Origin of the sequence: Streptomyces sp. NPDC005017, assembly GCF_042873115.1 — a bacterium.
Lineage (GTDB): Bacteria > Actinomycetota > Actinomycetes > Streptomycetales > Streptomycetaceae > Streptomyces.
Window position 1 is genome coordinate 199,275 of record NZ_JBIALD010000008.1, and the last position, 14,479, is coordinate 213,753.

16 protein-coding genes and 2 pseudogenes are annotated in these 14,479 nt (G+C 71.3%); 4 read left to right on the top strand and 14 right to left on the bottom strand.

Going from position 1 to position 14,479, the window contains the following annotated elements; all coding sequences use genetic code 11:
• Positions 1 to 48 precede the first annotated feature (48 nt).
• The 8 genes and pseudogenes from ACFYR0_RS15030 to ACFYR0_RS15065 form a co-directional block, all read right to left on the bottom strand.
• Positions 49 to 771 (bottom strand): DUF3159 domain-containing protein, encoded by a 723-nt coding sequence (locus tag ACFYR0_RS15030; RefSeq protein WP_389326797.1) that lies wholly within the window; start codon positions 769 to 771, stop codon positions 49 to 51.
• 3 nt (positions 772 to 774) lie between these two features.
• Positions 775 to 1,173 carry an OB-fold nucleic acid binding domain-containing protein gene (locus ACFYR0_RS15035; RefSeq protein WP_386387321.1) on the bottom strand — a complete coding sequence of 133 codons (399 nt, stop codon included), beginning with the start codon at positions 1,171 to 1,173 and terminating at the stop codon, positions 775 to 777.
• A complete protein-coding gene (locus ACFYR0_RS15040; RefSeq protein ID WP_389327096.1) occupies positions 1,170 to 1,469 on the bottom strand; it encodes a helix-turn-helix domain-containing protein in 300 nt (99 codons plus the stop codon). Before ACFYR0_RS15040 ends, ACFYR0_RS15035 begins: the two co-directional genes overlap by 4 nt.
• Positions 1,450 to 1,739: pseudogene (locus ACFYR0_RS15045) on the bottom strand (DUF4118 domain-containing protein); the annotation flags it as partial. The pseudogene ACFYR0_RS15045 and the gene ACFYR0_RS15040, both read right to left, overlap by 20 nt.
• Positions 1,725 to 2,084: pseudogene (locus ACFYR0_RS15050) on the bottom strand (hypothetical protein); the annotation flags it as partial. The pseudogenes ACFYR0_RS15045 and ACFYR0_RS15050, both read right to left, overlap by 15 nt.
• 114 nt (positions 2,085 to 2,198) lie before the next feature.
• Positions 2,199 to 2,960 (bottom strand): DUF3710 domain-containing protein, encoded by a 762-nt coding sequence (locus ACFYR0_RS15055; protein WP_389326800.1) that lies wholly within the window; start codon positions 2,958 to 2,960, stop codon positions 2,199 to 2,201.
• 1 nt (position 2,961) lies between these two features.
• Positions 2,962 to 3,522 carry a dUTP diphosphatase gene (gene dut, locus ACFYR0_RS15060; protein WP_389326803.1) on the bottom strand — a complete coding sequence of 187 codons (561 nt, stop codon included), beginning with the start codon at positions 3,520 to 3,522 and terminating at the stop codon, positions 2,962 to 2,964.
• Positions 3,519 to 4,103 carry a PaaI family thioesterase gene (locus ACFYR0_RS15065; protein ID WP_389326806.1) on the bottom strand — a complete coding sequence of 195 codons (585 nt, stop codon included), beginning with the start codon at positions 4,101 to 4,103 and terminating at the stop codon, positions 3,519 to 3,521. The genes dut and ACFYR0_RS15065 overlap by 4 nt, the downstream gene beginning before the upstream one ends.
• A 58-nt stretch (positions 4,104 to 4,161) precedes the next feature.
• On the opposite strand from ACFYR0_RS15065, the gene ACFYR0_RS15070 reads away from it, so the two are divergent.
• The gene (locus ACFYR0_RS15070; RefSeq protein WP_389326808.1) at positions 4,162 to 4,626 is read left to right on the top strand and encodes a DUF3093 domain-containing protein; all 465 of its coding nucleotides are present in this window, start codon (positions 4,162 to 4,164) and stop codon (positions 4,624 to 4,626) included.
• Positions 4,627 to 4,652: 26 nt separating this feature from the next.
• Here the strand turns inward: ACFYR0_RS15070 and ACFYR0_RS15075 are convergent, their stop codons facing one another.
• The 4 genes from ACFYR0_RS15075 to ACFYR0_RS15090 all read right to left on the bottom strand — a co-directional run bounded on the left by ACFYR0_RS15075 (position 4,653) and on the right by ACFYR0_RS15090 (position 8,283).
• The gene (locus ACFYR0_RS15075; protein ID WP_389326810.1) at positions 4,653 to 5,669 is read right to left on the bottom strand and encodes a hypothetical protein; all 1,017 of its coding nucleotides are present in this window, start codon (positions 5,667 to 5,669) and stop codon (positions 4,653 to 4,655) included.
• 13 nt (positions 5,670 to 5,682) lie between these two features.
• Positions 5,683 to 5,979: a DUF4193 domain-containing protein gene (locus tag ACFYR0_RS15080; RefSeq protein WP_043504706.1), complete on the bottom strand. Its 297-nt coding sequence runs from the start codon at positions 5,977 to 5,979 to the stop codon at positions 5,683 to 5,685.
• Positions 5,980 to 6,375: 396 nt separating this feature from the next.
• On the bottom strand, positions 6,376 to 7,623 hold the full coding sequence (locus tag ACFYR0_RS15085) for a sensor histidine kinase (RefSeq protein WP_389326812.1): 1,248 nt from the start codon (positions 7,621 to 7,623) through the stop codon (positions 6,376 to 6,378).
• Between the two features lie 6 nt (positions 7,624 to 7,629).
• Complete coding sequence (locus ACFYR0_RS15090) at positions 7,630 to 8,283, bottom strand: response regulator transcription factor (protein ID WP_003993508.1); 654 nt, start codon at positions 8,281 to 8,283, stop codon at positions 7,630 to 7,632.
• Between the two features lie 421 nt (positions 8,284 to 8,704).
• Between ACFYR0_RS15090 and ACFYR0_RS15095 the strand changes: the two genes are divergently transcribed.
• On the top strand, positions 8,705 to 8,878 hold the full coding sequence (locus tag ACFYR0_RS15095; protein WP_389326814.1) for a hypothetical protein: 174 nt from the start codon (positions 8,705 to 8,707) through the stop codon (positions 8,876 to 8,878).
• A 390-nt stretch (positions 8,879 to 9,268) separates the two neighbouring features.
• Here the strand turns inward: ACFYR0_RS15095 and ACFYR0_RS15100 are convergent, their stop codons facing one another.
• A complete protein-coding gene (locus ACFYR0_RS15100; RefSeq protein WP_389326816.1) occupies positions 9,269 to 10,084 on the bottom strand; it encodes an inositol monophosphatase family protein in 816 nt (271 codons plus the stop codon).
• Positions 10,085 to 10,092: 8 nt separating this feature from the next.
• Positions 10,093 to 11,220, bottom strand: a complete 1,128-nt coding sequence (locus ACFYR0_RS15105) for a ferrochelatase (RefSeq protein WP_389326818.1) — start codon at positions 11,218 to 11,220, stop codon at positions 10,093 to 10,095.
• A gap of 173 nt (positions 11,221 to 11,393) precedes the next feature.
• Between ACFYR0_RS15105 and ACFYR0_RS15110 the strand changes: the two genes are divergently transcribed.
• The gene (locus ACFYR0_RS15110) at positions 11,394 to 12,632 is read left to right on the top strand and encodes an MFS transporter (protein WP_389326820.1); all 1,239 of its coding nucleotides are present in this window, start codon (positions 11,394 to 11,396) and stop codon (positions 12,630 to 12,632) included.
• Entirely contained in the window at positions 12,592 to 13,911 is a 1,320-nt protein-coding gene (locus ACFYR0_RS15115) for a D-arabinono-1,4-lactone oxidase (RefSeq protein WP_389326823.1), read from the top strand. Before ACFYR0_RS15110 ends, ACFYR0_RS15115 begins: the two co-directional genes overlap by 41 nt.
• Positions 13,912 to 14,479 lie beyond the last annotated feature (568 nt).

The following is a 14,479-nucleotide window of genomic DNA, read 5'->3' on the forward strand; positions in this document are numbered from 1 at the left end:
GCCGTTCGGCCGGGGCGCCCTTCGCGTCGTACGGGTCGGGGGCGGTGTCTACTCGCCCGCGCGGGCCGCGGCCTCGCGCTCCTTCTCCGCCTGCTCGGCCGCTTCCATCTCGGCGAACACGTCGATCGGCGGCGGCGCCTTCGCCAGGAAGACCCAGGTCAGATAGACGGCGAGCAGGAACGGCGGGATCTTCAGCGCGACCAGCACCCAGCCTAGCTGGGTGGTGTCGGCCCACCAGTACAGCGGGAAGAGGATCGCGCACTTGGCGAGCAGGATCAGGCCCCAGGCGTAGCTGGCCTTGGCGTACGCCTTCTTGCGGCCGGGGTTGCGGGTACGCCAGGAGAGGTTCTCCTTGAAGACCGGCCCGAGGATCAGGCCGATCAGCGGCACCCCGCACAGGGTCGTGACGATGTAGGCCAGTGCCAGGCCCAGCGTGTAGAGCATGCCGGGCAGATAGAAGTCCTTGGCGTTGCCCGTCATCATCGCGAACACGACACCGAAGGCCACGCCGAAGACACCGCTGAAGGCGTGCTTGACGGTGTCCTTCATCGCGAGGCGGACCACCACGAGGACCAGCGACACCGCGAGCGCGGCGATCGCGGACATGTGGAGGTCCTTGTTGATGGTGTAGATGGTGACGAAGAGAAGGCCCGGCACCACCGTCTCGACCATGCCCCGGACCCCGCCGAACGCCTCGAACAGCGCGGCTTCCGTCACCGCCCGGGCATCGTCCGCTTGAGTGTCCTGGGTCGGCTTGTCGAGCGACGTCACCGGCTACTCCCTACCGAGGGGTCTCAGTTCGTACTTCGGGTTGAAAAGCACCCGGCGGCCCCGGCTCATCGAGATCCGGCCGGACGCGATCAGTCTGCGTCCCGGCTCGATCCCGGTGATGGAACGCCGGCCCAGCCACACCACGTCCAGGGCGGCGGAGCCGTCGAACAGCTCGGCCTCCAGGGCGGGCACGCCCGCGCGCGGGCGCAGGGTGACCGTGCGCAAGGTACCAGTAACGGTGACGACCTCGCGGTCGTGACAGTCGCCGATGCGGGTGCAGCCCGCTGTCTCGGCGTCCTCTCGCAGCTCCTCGGACTCCAGGTCCTCCTGCGACGAGGAGAGCCGGTCTAGCATGCGCCGGAACCGGCCCACCGGCTTGTCGGATCGAGGAACAGCACTCATGTCTGAAGGGTACCGGGGGTCACCGACAGGCCAGTAGCCCCGCCCGGCGGGAGATCGCTCACTCGCCCTTCCTCGCCCGGGCCGGCCCCACCCCCACTTCTCGAAGCGGTAGCCGTCCCCGGCTCCGTGACGAAGTGCTTCGGATGCGACGGATCCGCCTCCGGCTTCCGGCGGAGCCGGGCCGTGTACACCCGCAGACAGTTCGTCTCCGTGCCGTACGAGGGCCCCCACACCTCCTGGAGGAGCCGCTTCCGGCCGACCGGACGGCCGGCGCCCCCGCAGCCGGGCAGCCTGATGGGTCCTGCCCCCGCCAGGCCGACCACGGAGGCCACCGAGAGCCCGATCCCGATGAAGATCGCGATGGCGACGATGTCCTTGGGGTCGGCGATGGTGAAGCGGTGCAGCGGCGGTGTGTAGAAGTAGTTCGGCAGCAGCGAGCCGAAGGCCGCCGAGGCCAGCGCCGGGAACAGTCCGCCGAGCAGGGCCGCCGCCACGACGATGGCGAGGAACAGCAGCATGCCGTTGGCGAGGCCGAGGTCGACGGTGTTCAGCAGCGCCGCCGCCACGACGGCGATGGCGTCCTCGCGCTCGTCCGTGCAGCCGTGGTCGAGGTCGGAGTACGAGCCGCATCCGACCACGGCGCGGGGTTTCGGGGCGCGGTTCGGGTCGGCGTGCTTGCTCGCCATCATCTGGTCCCAGGCGCCCTTCCAGGACTGGGCGCCGGCCGGCACCCGGTCGCGGGCGAAGTCCAACTGCCCCCGGGAGACGGTGACTCCGGGGTGGGCGAAGGTGGCGGAGGCGGCCGTCGCGGGCCGCTGCGCGAGGGCACCGCCGAGCAGGAGGGCGAGGGCGGGGAGGGGGTACGACGCAGGACAGCTCTGATCTCGTATGCGAACGATGGTCGCTCTCATGAATCGAGCGCCGCCCGGTGACCACAGGTCCAGACCAATCACCCGTCAAGGGGTCCGGACACGCCGAAGGGCCGCACCCCTGGTCGGGGGTGCGGCCCTTCGGGACCTCGCGGGTCAGCGGACCTCGGTGATCTCCGGGCCCCGCTGGAGCTGGCCCATGCCACCGGAGAAGCGCGAACCCTCCTCCTGGGTGACGCCCTCGGGCACCATCTGCGCGTCGTTCGGCAGCTTCAGGACGATCGGGTCGCGGGGCGCCATCGGGCCCTCGCCGCGGACCACGACCGTGTCGCGGAAGATCTGCTCCAGGAGACCGGCGGCCTGCGGCTGGACCGCGCCCTGGCCGGAGATCACACCGCGCAGGAACCAGCGCGGACCGTCCACACCCACGAACCGCACGACCTGGAAGCCGCCCGTGCCGTCGGGCAGCTGCACCGGCACCTGCGCGCGCAGCTCCCAGCCGAGGGGACCCTCGACCTCGTCGACGATTCCGCCCTGCTGGGTGATGCCGGTGGCGATCTCCTCGCGCACCTCGCCCCAGATGCCCTCGCGCTTGGGCGCCGCGAAGGCCTGCAACTGGACCGCGCTGTCACGCAGCACGACCGTGGCCGCGACGATCGCGTCGCCCGCGACCTCGACCCGGAGCTCCATGCCGTCGACGCCGGGGACGAAGATCCCGCCCAGGTCCACACGGCCCTCACCGGGCTCGCGCACCTCGGTGCTGTCCCACGGCCCGTCGGGGCGCGGTTCCGGCTCGAGCCTCACGCGCTCGCGGCCGCCCGCGTTCCCGTCCGCCTCAGTGTCGACGCTGTCGACGACCTGCTCGGCCTCGCCGGCCGCGCCCTCGGCGGCATCCCTCTTCTTGCGACGTCCGAACACGTCACTGTCCTTCCCGGTCGGATACGACCGAAGCGTATCGATTCCCACCCGTCGTGCCGCCGTCGGCGGCCGGACCCCTCGTCGCGGTTGTGCCGCTCCCGCCGCCCACGGCGCCATGGCCGCCGGTGGACCCGAAGCCCCCCTCGGCCCGCGCCGAGCCGGGAAGCTCCGCCACCTGCTGGAAGCGGACCCTCTCGACCTGCTGGACGACCAGTTGGGCAATCCGGTCGAAGCGCTCGAACCGCACGGACTCGCGCGGGTCGAGATTCACCACGATCACCTTGATCTCCCCACGGTACCCGGCATCAACCGTCCCCGGGGCATTCACCAGGGCTACACCGCAGCGGGCGGCCAGCCCCGAGCGCGGGTGCACGAAGGCCGCGTACCCGTCCGGCAGCGCGACGGCCACCCCGGTGGGCAGCACGGCCCGTTCCCCCGGCCCCAGTTCGCACGCCTGGGTGGTCCGCAGATCCGCCCCCGCGTCACCGGGGTGCTCGTACGCCGGAAGCGGTACGTCCGGATCGACGCGCCTGATGAGCACGTCCAGCGGCGCACGGCTCACGGGTTCACCTCGAAGGCACGGGCCCGCCGGACCTGGTCGGGGTCGCTCATGGCCGCCTGGATCTCCTCCTGGCGGCCGTTGTCGATGAAGTGGTCGACCTTCACCTCGATGAACAGGGCGTCGGCACGGACCGCGACCGGCCCGTCGGGGCCGCCGATCCGGCCGGTGGCCGTGGAGTAGATCTTCCGCCCGGCCACCGCGGTGACCTCGGCCTCCAGATACAGCGTGGTACCCACCGGCACCGGCCGCCGGAAGTCCGTCTCCAGCCGCCCGGTCACCGCGATCGTGCGCAGCAGCCAGTTCAGGGAACCCAGCGTCTCGTCCAGGGCCGTGGCGAGGACACCGCCGTGCGCGAGCCCCGGAGCGCCCTGGTGGGCGGCCTGCACGGTGAACTCGGCCGTGATGCTGACGCCGTCCCCGGCCCGGGCCTGGAGATGCAGGCCGTGCGGCTGTCCGCCGCCGCAGCCGAAGCACAGGTCGTAGTGGGCGCCGAGGAGCTCCCCCGGAGCGGGGGCGTCGGGGTGCCGGACCGGCTTCGCGGCGTCGGCCGGCGGCTGAAGGCTTGCGGAAGTACCACTCACAGGCGCAGACCTTACCCGCGCGTCGGTGATATCAGGACACCGTGCCAAGCTTGGCACCATGCAGCTCTCCACCACCCCGTACGAAGAACGCCTCACGGCCCCCCGCTCCTGGTGGCTGGTGTGCTTCCTGGTCGGCGTCTCGCTGGCGCTGATCCTGCTGCCGTTCGGCACCCTGCTGATGCTGGGCGGCCTGGTCGGCGGCACCGCGGCCTCGGCCGTCGTCGCCAGTTCCTACGGCTCGGTGCGCATCCGCGTCGTGAACGGCTCGCTGATCGCGGGCGAGGCGAGGATCCCGGTGACCGCGCTGGGCGAGGCGGAGATCCTGGACGCCGAGGAGGCGCGCGCCTGGCGCACGTACAAGGCAGACACCCGCGCCTTCCTGCTGCTGCGCTCCTACATCCCCGGGGCGCTCAAGGTCGAGGTCACCGACCCGGCCGACCCGACGCCGTACCTGTACCTGTCCACGCGGGAGCCGGAGCGGCTCGCGGAGGCCATCCGGGCCGCGCGCACGGCGGCCGCGTAACCCCTTCCGAGAGGCCAGGCGGCCGCTCAGCGGCCGCCGAGCTCCCTGGCGATGTCACCGACCTCCAGCGGCTGCCGGGGCTGCTCCAGCGGCGGCAGGGCGGGCAGGGCGTCCCAGGGCACCTGAAGTCTGCGCAGGTCCGTCCGGATGCGGGCGGCGAGCTTCTTGGTGTCACGGCGGTTCATGACCGCTCCCACGGCGGCGCCCACCATGAACGGCATCAGGTTCGGCAGGTCGCGCACCATGCGCTTCATGATCTGCTGACGCAGCTCGCGCTTCATGTGGCCGCCGACGGCGGAGTTGATCGACGTCGGCTTCATGACGTCGATGCCGCGCTCGCCCGACCACGAGCGCAGATACGCGGTGCTGCGCTCCATGAGCGTGCCGGGCGGCCGTACGCCGTAAACCTCGTGGAGTTCGGCGATGAGCTTGAGCTCGATCGCCGCGACGCCGGTGATCTCCGCGGCCAGCTCCGCCGGCATCGCGGGCGGCACGGGCAGCATGGCCGCCGCGCCGACTCCCGCGCCGACCGTAGCGGAGGCGTTCGCCGCGCCCGCCACGAGCTTGTCGGCGATCTGCTCGGGCCCGAGGCCAGGGAACTGCCGGCGCAGCGCCGCGAGGTCGCGCACGGGGATTCTGGGCGCGATGTCGATGATCCGGTCGGCGACGTATCCGAGGCCCGCCCGAGCCCGGTCGCCGCTCCTGCGGGCGCCTTCCCTGGCCAGGTCCTTGGCCCGGTCGCGGATCACCGCCGCCCGCCGACGGGCGACGGGCGCGGGGCTGGGCGCCGGAACCGGCGCACGGCCGGGGTCTCCGGCCGGTCCGAGCGAGGCCGATCCAGGGGTGGACTGCACCGGAAGAACCGTTCCCGTGGGAGGCGGTTCCGGGGCAGCCGTGCCCGTGGGAGCCGGTTCGCCAGGAACCGGTCCCGTCATGGATGAGCCCCGCTCGTCGTCACGCGCGCCGTACGGGCCGTCGTGCGGCCCAAGGTCCGTCCTCCCGAAGGAGAGGCGGCGCTTCCGAGGCGGGGTCGAGCCAGTCACGCCCGACCCGTCCTCAGTCGCAGTCGCGGCAGATCGGCTGGCCGTTCTTCTCGCGGGCCAGCTGACTGCGGTGGTGGACCAGGAAGCAGCTCATGCAGGTGAACTCGTCCTGCTGCTTCGGAAGCACCCGGACAGCCAGCTCCTCGTTGGAGAGGTCTGCGCCGGGCAGTTCCAGGCCTTCTGCGGCCTCGAACTCGTCGACGTCGACGGACGACGCGGACTTGTCGTTCCGCCTCGCCTTCAGCTCTTCCAAGCTGTCCGAGTCGACGTCGTCGTCGGTCTTGCGTGGGGTGTCGTAGTCGGTTGCCATGTCGCTCTCCCCCTCCGGGTGTCTGCGGTGTCTCCAGCGCACGTAACGCGTGAGAGGCCGGACTTGTGCCCGACCTGAGGCGGAGATTTTGCCTCACATCAAGGTCTGTTACTCAATCGACACCCAACCGGACTCCTCACGAGTGATCGGGTTTGGGTGGCGATCGGGACCGTACACGGCCCTATCTCTGCACTTCAAAGGCGCCTCCCCGTGTACTTCCCGTGATCAAGACCCCGGAAAACACGGATTTTCCCGACTTTCCGACGGTCCACATGATCACGGAGAGTAGATGACTGGAAATTCGCCTTTGTGATCGATCACACACGTGGAACCTCACCGGGTGCCCGGAAAATTCCGCGCAAAGCGAACATCCCCGCGTGTGTCGGCGACATGATCTCAGACGGGGAAGGTGACTCGCATCACGAGCCCCCCTCCCTCCCTCGGCTGGGCCGCGATATGCCCGCCGTGCGCCCGTGCCACGGACCGCACGATGGACAGACCCAGCCCGACCCCCTTGTCGCTTCCGGTGCGCTCGGTGCGCAGCCGGCGGAACGGCTCGAAGAGATTGTCGACCTCGTACGCCGGAACGACCGGCCCCGTGTTCGACACCACCAGCACCGCCCGGCCGTGCTGCACCTCGGTGGCGACCTCCACCCAGCCGCCCTCGGCGAGGTTGTAGCGCACCGCGTTCTGGACGAGGTTCAGGGCGATCCGCTCCAGCAGCACGCCGTTGCCCTGGACCACCGCGGGCGCGCGCGTACCGCGGATCTCCACGCCCTTGGCGTCCGCCTCGGCGTGCACCTGGTCGACCGCCTGCGAGGCCACCTCGGCGAGGTCGACCGGCTTGCGCTCCACGATCTGGTTGTCGCTGCGGGCGAGCAGCAGCAGGCCCTCCACGAGCTGCTCGCTGCGCTCGTTGGTGGCCAGCAGCGTCTTGCCGAGCTGCTGGAGCTCCACCGGCGCGTCCGGGTCGGAGAGATGCACCTCCAGCAGCGTGCGGTTGATCGCCAGCGGGGTGCGCAGTTCGTGCGAGGCGTTGCCGACGAAGCGCTGCTGGGCCGTGAAGGCCCGCTGGAGGCGCTCCAGCATGTCGTCGAAGGTGTCGGCGAGCTCCTTCAGCTCGTCGTCCGGGCCGTCCAGCTCGATCCGGCGGGACAGGTCCGAGCCTGCCACCTGACGGGCGGTGCGGGTGATCCGGCCCAGCGGCGACAGCACCCGGCCCGCCATCGCGTAGCCGAACGCGAAGGCGATCACGGCGAGCCCGAGGAGGGCCAGCAGCGAGCGGCTGAGGAGGTTGTCCAGGGCGTCGCGGCGCTGGTGGTCGGTGCACTCGCTGATCGCTTCGTTGAAGGCGGTCAGCGGGAGGTTGTCGGTGTTGATCGCGGGACAGCTGTCGCTGGTGACCTCGATGGCCTTGCCGCCGACGATCTTGAACAGCGGCTCGTTGCCCGAGTTCAGGGCCTGGGCCGCCAGCAGGTAGATGATCGACAGCAGCATGATCCCGGCGATCAGGAACATCCCGCCGTACAGCAGCGTGAGCCGTATCCGGATGGTCGGGCGCAGCCAGGGGAAGGGGATCTCCTGTCGTCGCGGGTCCCAGGTGGGTTTCGGAGGCGCCTGCGGGGGCGCGGGGGTCGCGGCCACGGGGGATCAGATCCGGTAGCCGGAACCGGGGACCGTGACGATCACCGGAGGCTCGCCCAGCTTGCGGCGCAGGGTCATCACGGTCACCCGCACCACGTTGGTGAACGGGTCGGTGTTCTCGTCCCAGGCCTTCTCCAGCAGTTGCTCCGCGGAGACCACCGCGCCCTCGCTGCGCATGAGCACCTCCAGGACGGCGAACTCCTTCGGCGCGAGCTGCACCTCCTTGCCGTCGCGGAAGACCTCGCGGCGGTTGGGGTCGAGCTTGATGCCGGCCCGCTCCAGGACGGGCGGCAGCGGCACGCTGGTACGCCGCCCGAGGGCGCGCACGCGCGCGATCAGCTCGCTGAAGGCGAAGGGCTTGGGAAGGTAGTCGTCGGCGCCGATCTCCAGGCCCTCGACACGGTCGCTGACGTCACCGGACGCGGTGAGCATCAGCACGCGCGTGGGCATGCCGAGCTCGACGATCTTGCGGCAGACGTCGTCGCCGTGGACCAGGGGCAGGTCGCGGTCGAGGACGACCACGTCGTAGTCGTTGACGCCGATGCGCTCCAGGGCCGCCGCGCCGTCGTACACGACGTCGACGGCCATGGCCTCCCGGCGCAGTCCGGTGGCCACCGCATCGGCGAGCAGCTGCTCGTCCTCGACGACGAGTACGCGCACGTCGCTGTCCTTCCTGATGTCCACCCGCGTAGCGGAGCGCACGCGGGCAGGGGCTTGGTGGGTGTTGGCGTCCATCCTGCCCTTTTCGGCCATAAGTCGGGGGTAAGGCGAGGTGAGCGGGAGATGGCGGGGCCGGGGACTGCGGTCGGCCGGGCCGGGAATGCCAGATTTTCTCGGGCTGTTGAGGTTTCCGCGGAAGGGAGCACGGGGAGGACGGATTACACCCCGCGATCACACTCTGCTTGTGCCGCAGCACCATGCGGTACGTCGTGTTCCGCTTGCCGCGGAGCGGGCGTGGAGGTCCTGGCACCGTAGCCGCCCGGCACGGTACGCCCGGGCAGCCACGGGAGACGTGATCGCCCCTTCCCATCCGGCACACCCCCGTGCCATCGACCCACGACCCAGGACGAGGGGGCGCAGCATGGACGCATTCACCACAGGACTTCTGCAGCGCATAAAGGCGACCGAGTCCGACCTGACGCGGGCCCGGAACGACGGCGACGACTTCCTCGTCGAGGTGGAGCAGGGCGAGCTGGACGACCTGCGCCGCCTCGCGGCCGAACACGGTGTGGAGGTCGGCGCGTACCGCGTCTGACCTGATCTTCGCGTAAGACGGCGGGCCCCCGGTGAATCCAGCACCGGGGGCCCGCTGCTGTGCCGGGGGCGCCGCGGTCTCACCCCGGGGCCTGTGGCTGCGCCGGGCGCTGTGGCACCGTCCCGAGGGCGGCCTGCGGCTTCGCCGGGCACTGGGGACCCTGCCCCAGGGGGCCTGCGGCTTTGCTGGGGCACTGTGGCCCCGTCCCAGGGAGCCTGTGGCTTCGCCGGGCACTGGGGACCCCGCCCCAGGGGGCCTGCGGCTTTGCCGGGGCGCTGTGGCACCGCCCCGAGGGCGGCCTGCGGCTTCGCCGGGCACTGGGGCCCCGCCCCGAGGGCCTCAGTGCTCCGGGACGTCGGCCTCAGTGCTCCGGGACGTCGGCGGGAGCGCTCAGTCGTGCCAGGCTCCGAAGTCCTCCAGGAGGCGCTGGAGGGGCTCGAAGACGCCCGGGGTGGCGGCGACCGTGAGAGCCCGCGAGGGGCGCTCCGAGGGGCGTCCACCGGTCAGCGCGCCCGCCTCCCGCGCGATCAGGTCACCCGCCGCGTAGTCCCAGGCGTTCAGGCCGCGTTCGTAGTAGCCGTCGAGACGGCCGGCGGCCACGTCGCACAGGTCGACCGCGGCCGAACCGCCGCGCCGGATGTCGCGCAGCAGCGGGATCAGCCGATGGGCGACCTCGGCCTGGTGGGCGCGGACCTCGGAGACGTAGTTGAAGCCGGTCGACACCAGCGCCTGGTCCAGCGGGGGCGCGGGGCGGCAGGCGAGGGCGCGCTCGCCCTCCCAGACGCCGGTGGCCCAGGCACCGCGTCCGCGCACCGCGCAGTGGGTCTCGCCCCGCATGGGGATCGCGACCACGCCGACCACGGTCTCGCCGTCCTGCTCGGCCGCGACGGAGACGGACCAGGTGGGCAGTCCGTAGAGGTAGTTGACCGTGCCGTCGAGCGGGTCGATCACCCAGCGGACGCCCGAGGTGCCGTCGCTGGAGGCGCCCTCCTCGCCGAGGAAGCCGTCCTGCGGGCGGTGCTCGGAGAGATAGCCGGTGATCAGCTTCTCCGCCGCGATGTCCATCTCGGTGACGACGTCGATGGGGCTCGACTTGGTGGCGGCCACCGCGAGGTCGGCGGGGCGGCCGTCGCGCAGCAGGGCGCCCGCGCGGCGGGCGGCCTCCCGGGCGAGCCGGAGCAGTTCCGTGTGCAGGGGGTCGGTCACGTCGCTCCTCAGGCGAAGGGGCTGTCGGCGCCCGCGGCGGCCGCGCGGGGGGCACGGGCCGGACAGCAGCCGACGGGGCAGAGGTCGTGGCTCGCGCCGAGCGCGCCCAGGGCGCACGGCGTGACCTCCTGGCCGCGCTCGACGGCGGCACGCTCCAGGACCAGGTCGCGGACGGCGGCCGCGAAGCGCGGGTCGGCGCCGACCGTGGCCGAGCGGCGCACGGGCAGGCCGAGCTCGGCGGCCTTGGCGGTGGCCTCGGTGTCGAGGTCGTACAGGACCTCCATGTGGTCCGAGACGAAGCCGATGGGGGCCATCACCACGGCCGGCACCCCGGCGGCGTGCCGCTCCTCGAGGTGGTCGCAGATGTCGGGCTCCAGCCACGGGATGTGCGGGGCACCGGAACGGGACTGGTAAACGAGCTGCCAGGGGTGCTCGGCGCCGGTGCGCTCGCGGACCGCCTCCGCGATCAGCCGGGCCACCTCGAGGTGTTGCGCCACGTACGCGCCGCCGTCGCCGTGACCCTCGACGGGGCCGGAGGTGTCGGCGGCGGAGTCGGGGATCGAGTGGGTGGTGAAGGCGATGTGGGCGCCCGCGCGGGCGTCCTCGGGCAGGTCGGCGAGCGAGGCCAGGACGCCCTCGATCATCGGCTCGACGAAGCCCGGGTGGTTGAAGTAGTGCCGCAGCTTGTCGACCCGGGGCGGTTCGAGACCCTCGCCCTGGAGCGTGGCCAGCGCGTCGGCGAGGTTCTCGCGGTACTGGCGGCAGCCGGAGTAGGAGGCGTAGGCGCTGGTGGCGAGGACGAGGATGCGGCGCCGCCCGTCGGCGACCATCTCGCGCAGGGTGTCGGTCAGATACGGCGCCCAGTTGCGGTTGCCCCAGTAGACCGGCAGGTCCAGGCCGTGCTCGGCGAAGTCCTTGCGCAGGGCGTCCAGCAGGGCGCGGTTCTGGTCGTTGATCGGGCTGACCCCGCCGAAGAGGAAGTAGTGCTGCCCGACCTCCTTGAGGCGTTCCTTGGGGATGCCCCGGCCCCGCGTCACGTTCTCCAGGAACGGGACCACGTCGTCCGGGCCCTCGGGACCGCCGAAGGAGAGCAGGAGCAGGGCGTCGTAGGGGCTGGCTTCGAGCGCGTCTGGCATGCCTCCGATCCTGCCACCAGCCACTGACGGCCGGGAAACCGCCACCGCTCCCGGGGGTGCGTTAGGGTTACCTAACTCGTAAGCTGTGTGGGTTCACTTCGTGCCTTACTGAGTCGCCGCCCCTCGCCCTGTCCATGTCCCGGACGCGGCGTCCCGTTCCCTCGGAGTGCCCTGTGCCAAGCCCTTATCGCGCCTTGTTCGCCGCCCCCGGCACCAGAGCCTTCTCCGCGGCGGGCTTCCTCGGCCGCATGCCGCTGTCGATGATGGGCATCGGCGTGGTGACCATGGTGTCGCAGCTGACCGGCCGGTACGGCCTGGCCGGCGCGCTGTCGGCGACCATCGCGCTCTCCGCGGCGGTGGCCGGGCCCCAGATCTCGCGGCTGGTCGACCTGCACGGGCAGCGCCGGGTGCTGCGGCCGGCGACCCTGCTGTCGCTGAGCGCGGGCGCGGTGCTGCTGCTGGCCGCGCACTACGGGTGGCCGGACTGGGTGCTGTTCGTGTCCTGTGTGGGGATCGGCTGCGTGCCGAGCGTCGGGGCGATGATCCGGGCCCGCTGGGCGGCCCTGTACCGCGGCACCCCGCAGCTGCACACCGCGTACTCCTTCGAGTCCGTGGTGGACGAGGTCTGCTTCATCTTCGGGCCGATCATCTCCATCGGTCTGTCCACCGTCTGGTTCCCTGAGGCCGGGCCGCTGCTCGCCGCGTGCTTCCTGGCGGCGGGCGTCTTCTGGCTGACCGCGCAGCGCGCCACCGAACCCGAGCCGCATCCGCGCGAGCACCACGGCGGCGGCACGGCACTGCGCTCCCCCGGACTCCAGGTGCTGGTCGGCACGTTCGTGGCCACCGGCACGATCTTCGGCGCGGTCGACGTGGTCACCGTGGCCTTCGCGGAGGAGCAGGGCCACAAGGCCGCCGCGAGCGTCGTGCTCGCGCTGTACGCGGCGGGTTCCTGTGCCGCGGGCGTGGTGTTCGGGCTGCTGCAGTTCAAGGGAGCACCCGAGCGCCGCTGGCTGCTGGGCGTCTGTGCGATGGCCGTGAGTATGATCCCCCTCCTACTGGTCGGAAACTTGCCGTTTCTGGCCGTGGCACTGTTCGTTGCGGGTCTGGCCATCGCTCCCACGATGATCACGACCATGTCCCTCATCGAGCAGCACGTACCCCGCGCACGGCTGACCGAGGGCATGACCTGGGTGAGCACCGGGCTGGCGGTCGGGATCGCGGTGGGCTCCTCGGTCGCCGGCTGGGTGATCGACGCCTCGGGCGCGCGCACCGGGTACGTGGTTCCGGCGGCCGCCGGGGCCGTCGCGGTCGCGGTGGGTTTCCTTGGCTACCGCCGGCTCGGCAAGCCGGCTCCGGGTCGGGGAGGCACCGTTGAGCAGCACAGCGAGCGGGAAGAACGGCACGTGGCGTAACTGGGGCGGCAACGTCAGCGCCCGTCCCGCGCGGGAGGCCACACCCGCCTCCGTGGAGGAACTGGCCGCCGTGGTGCGCTCGGCGGCGCGGGAGGGGCTGAAGGTCAAGCCCATAGGCAGCGGCCACTCCTTCACGTCCATAGCGGCCACCGACGGTGTGTTGATCCGCCCTCAACTGTTGACGGGCATCCGCACCATCGACCGGGACACCATGACGGTCACGGTCGAGGCGGGCACCCCGCTCAAGAGACTCAACATGGCCCTCGCGCGCGAGGGGCTGTCGCTCACCAACATGGGCGACATCATGGAGCAGACCGTCTCCGGCGCCACCAGCACCGGCACCCACGGCACCGGCCGTACGTCGGCCTCCATCGCCGCGCAGATCAGGGGCCTGGAACTGGTCCTGGCCGACGGCTCGGTGCTCACCTGCTCGGAGACGGAGAACCCGGACGTCTTCGCCGCCGCCCGCATCGGCCTGGGCGCCCTGGGCATCGTCACCGCCATCACCTTCGCCGTGGAGCCGGTCTTCCTGCTCACCGCGCGCGAGGAGCCGATGCCGCTGGACCGCGTGCTCTCCGAGTTCGACCAGCTGTGGGCCGAGAACGAGCACTTCGAGTTCTACTGGTTCCCCCACACCGGGAACACCAGCACCAAGCGCAACAACCGCAGCGCGGGCCCGGAGCGGCCGGTGAACCGGCTCGCGGGCTGGTTCGAGGACGAGTTCCTCTCCAACGGCGTCTTCCAGGCCGCCCAGTGGGTCGGCCGCGCGGCGCCCGGCACGATCCCCTCGATCGCCAGGATCGCCAGCACCGCGCTGTCCGCCCGCAGTTACACCGACATCCCCTACAAGGTCTTCACCTCGCCGCGGCGCGTGCGGTTCGTGGAGATGGAGTACGCCGTTCCGCGCGAGGCGCTGGTCGGCACCCTGCGCGAGCTGAGGGCCATGGTCGACCGCTCGCGGCTGCGCGTCAGCTTCCCCGTCGAGGTGCGCACCGCCCCGGCCGACGACATCACCCTGTCCACCGCGTCGGGCCGGGACAGCGCGTACATCGCCGTCCACATGTTCCGGGGCACGCCCTACCAGGAGTACTTCACCGCCGCCGAGCGCATCTTCACCGCGCACGAGGGGCGGCCGCACTGGGGCAAGGTGCACACCCGCGACGCCGAGTACTTCGCGGACGTCTACCCGCGCTTCGGGGAATTCACGAAGCTGCGGGACCGGCTGGATCCGCAGCGGCTGTTCCAGAACGACTACTTGCGGCGGGTCCTGGGGGCGTGACGCAGGCGTGGGGCGGCGGGGCGCCGGGGCCTCGGGTGTCACAGATCCGCTTCCCCGCGCGCTGGAAGGAATGCCGCTGGAGCGAATGCCGGAGGACGTCGCCCCACAACTCGCCTTCCTTGTCGGGCCTTTCACGCATTCCGGAATTCCATCCCCTTTCCGTCACGCACCCGACGGACCGTACGAGAGGGGGACGTACGGTCGAAACAGTTCGTTCCGTTTCGGTCGATTGCGTGAAGTGCGCCACGCCCAAGATCAGGAAATCCGCTCGAGGCGGCCTACTCCCGCGTTCCGGGGGAAGTTGAGCGGTGCGCCCATCACCGCACATGGCCCGAATGGAGTACTGTTGCGAGCCCTGGGTCCGGCCTCCCGCCAGGGTGTCCACGACCTTCAAGGACCGCCGGGAGGGGGCTTGTTGCACAGGGTGACGGAGTTGGTCACTTAGCGTTGCGAATAGGTAACCGTGCCATAACGGCGGTCCAGGGCCCGTGCCCGACACGCCGGGCAACTCGGCAAGGTTGTGGCAGGCTGCACCCGGGCAGGCCACACTCGACTAGCGGAAGCAGCG

What these genes read in the sequence shown, in the direction of transcription:
- ACFYR0_RS15035 (WP_386387321.1), bottom strand. Translation starts at nt 1,173, where the DNA reads ATGAGTGCTGTTCCTCGATCCGACAAGCCGGTGGGCCGGTTCCGGCGC.
- ACFYR0_RS15070 (WP_389326808.1), top strand. Translation starts at nt 4,162, where the DNA reads ATGCAGCTCTCCACCACCCCGTACGAAGAACGCCTCACGGCCCCCCGC.
- ACFYR0_RS15080 (WP_043504706.1), bottom strand. Translation starts at nt 5,979, where the DNA reads ATGGCAACCGACTACGACACCCCACGCAAGACCGACGACGACGTCGAC.
- ACFYR0_RS15095 (WP_389326814.1), top strand. Translation starts at nt 8,705, where the DNA reads ATGGACGCATTCACCACAGGACTTCTGCAGCGCATAAAGGCGACCGAG.
- ACFYR0_RS15105 (WP_389326818.1), bottom strand. Translation starts at nt 11,220, where the DNA reads ATGCCAGACGCGCTCGAAGCCAGCCCCTACGACGCCCTGCTCCTGCTC.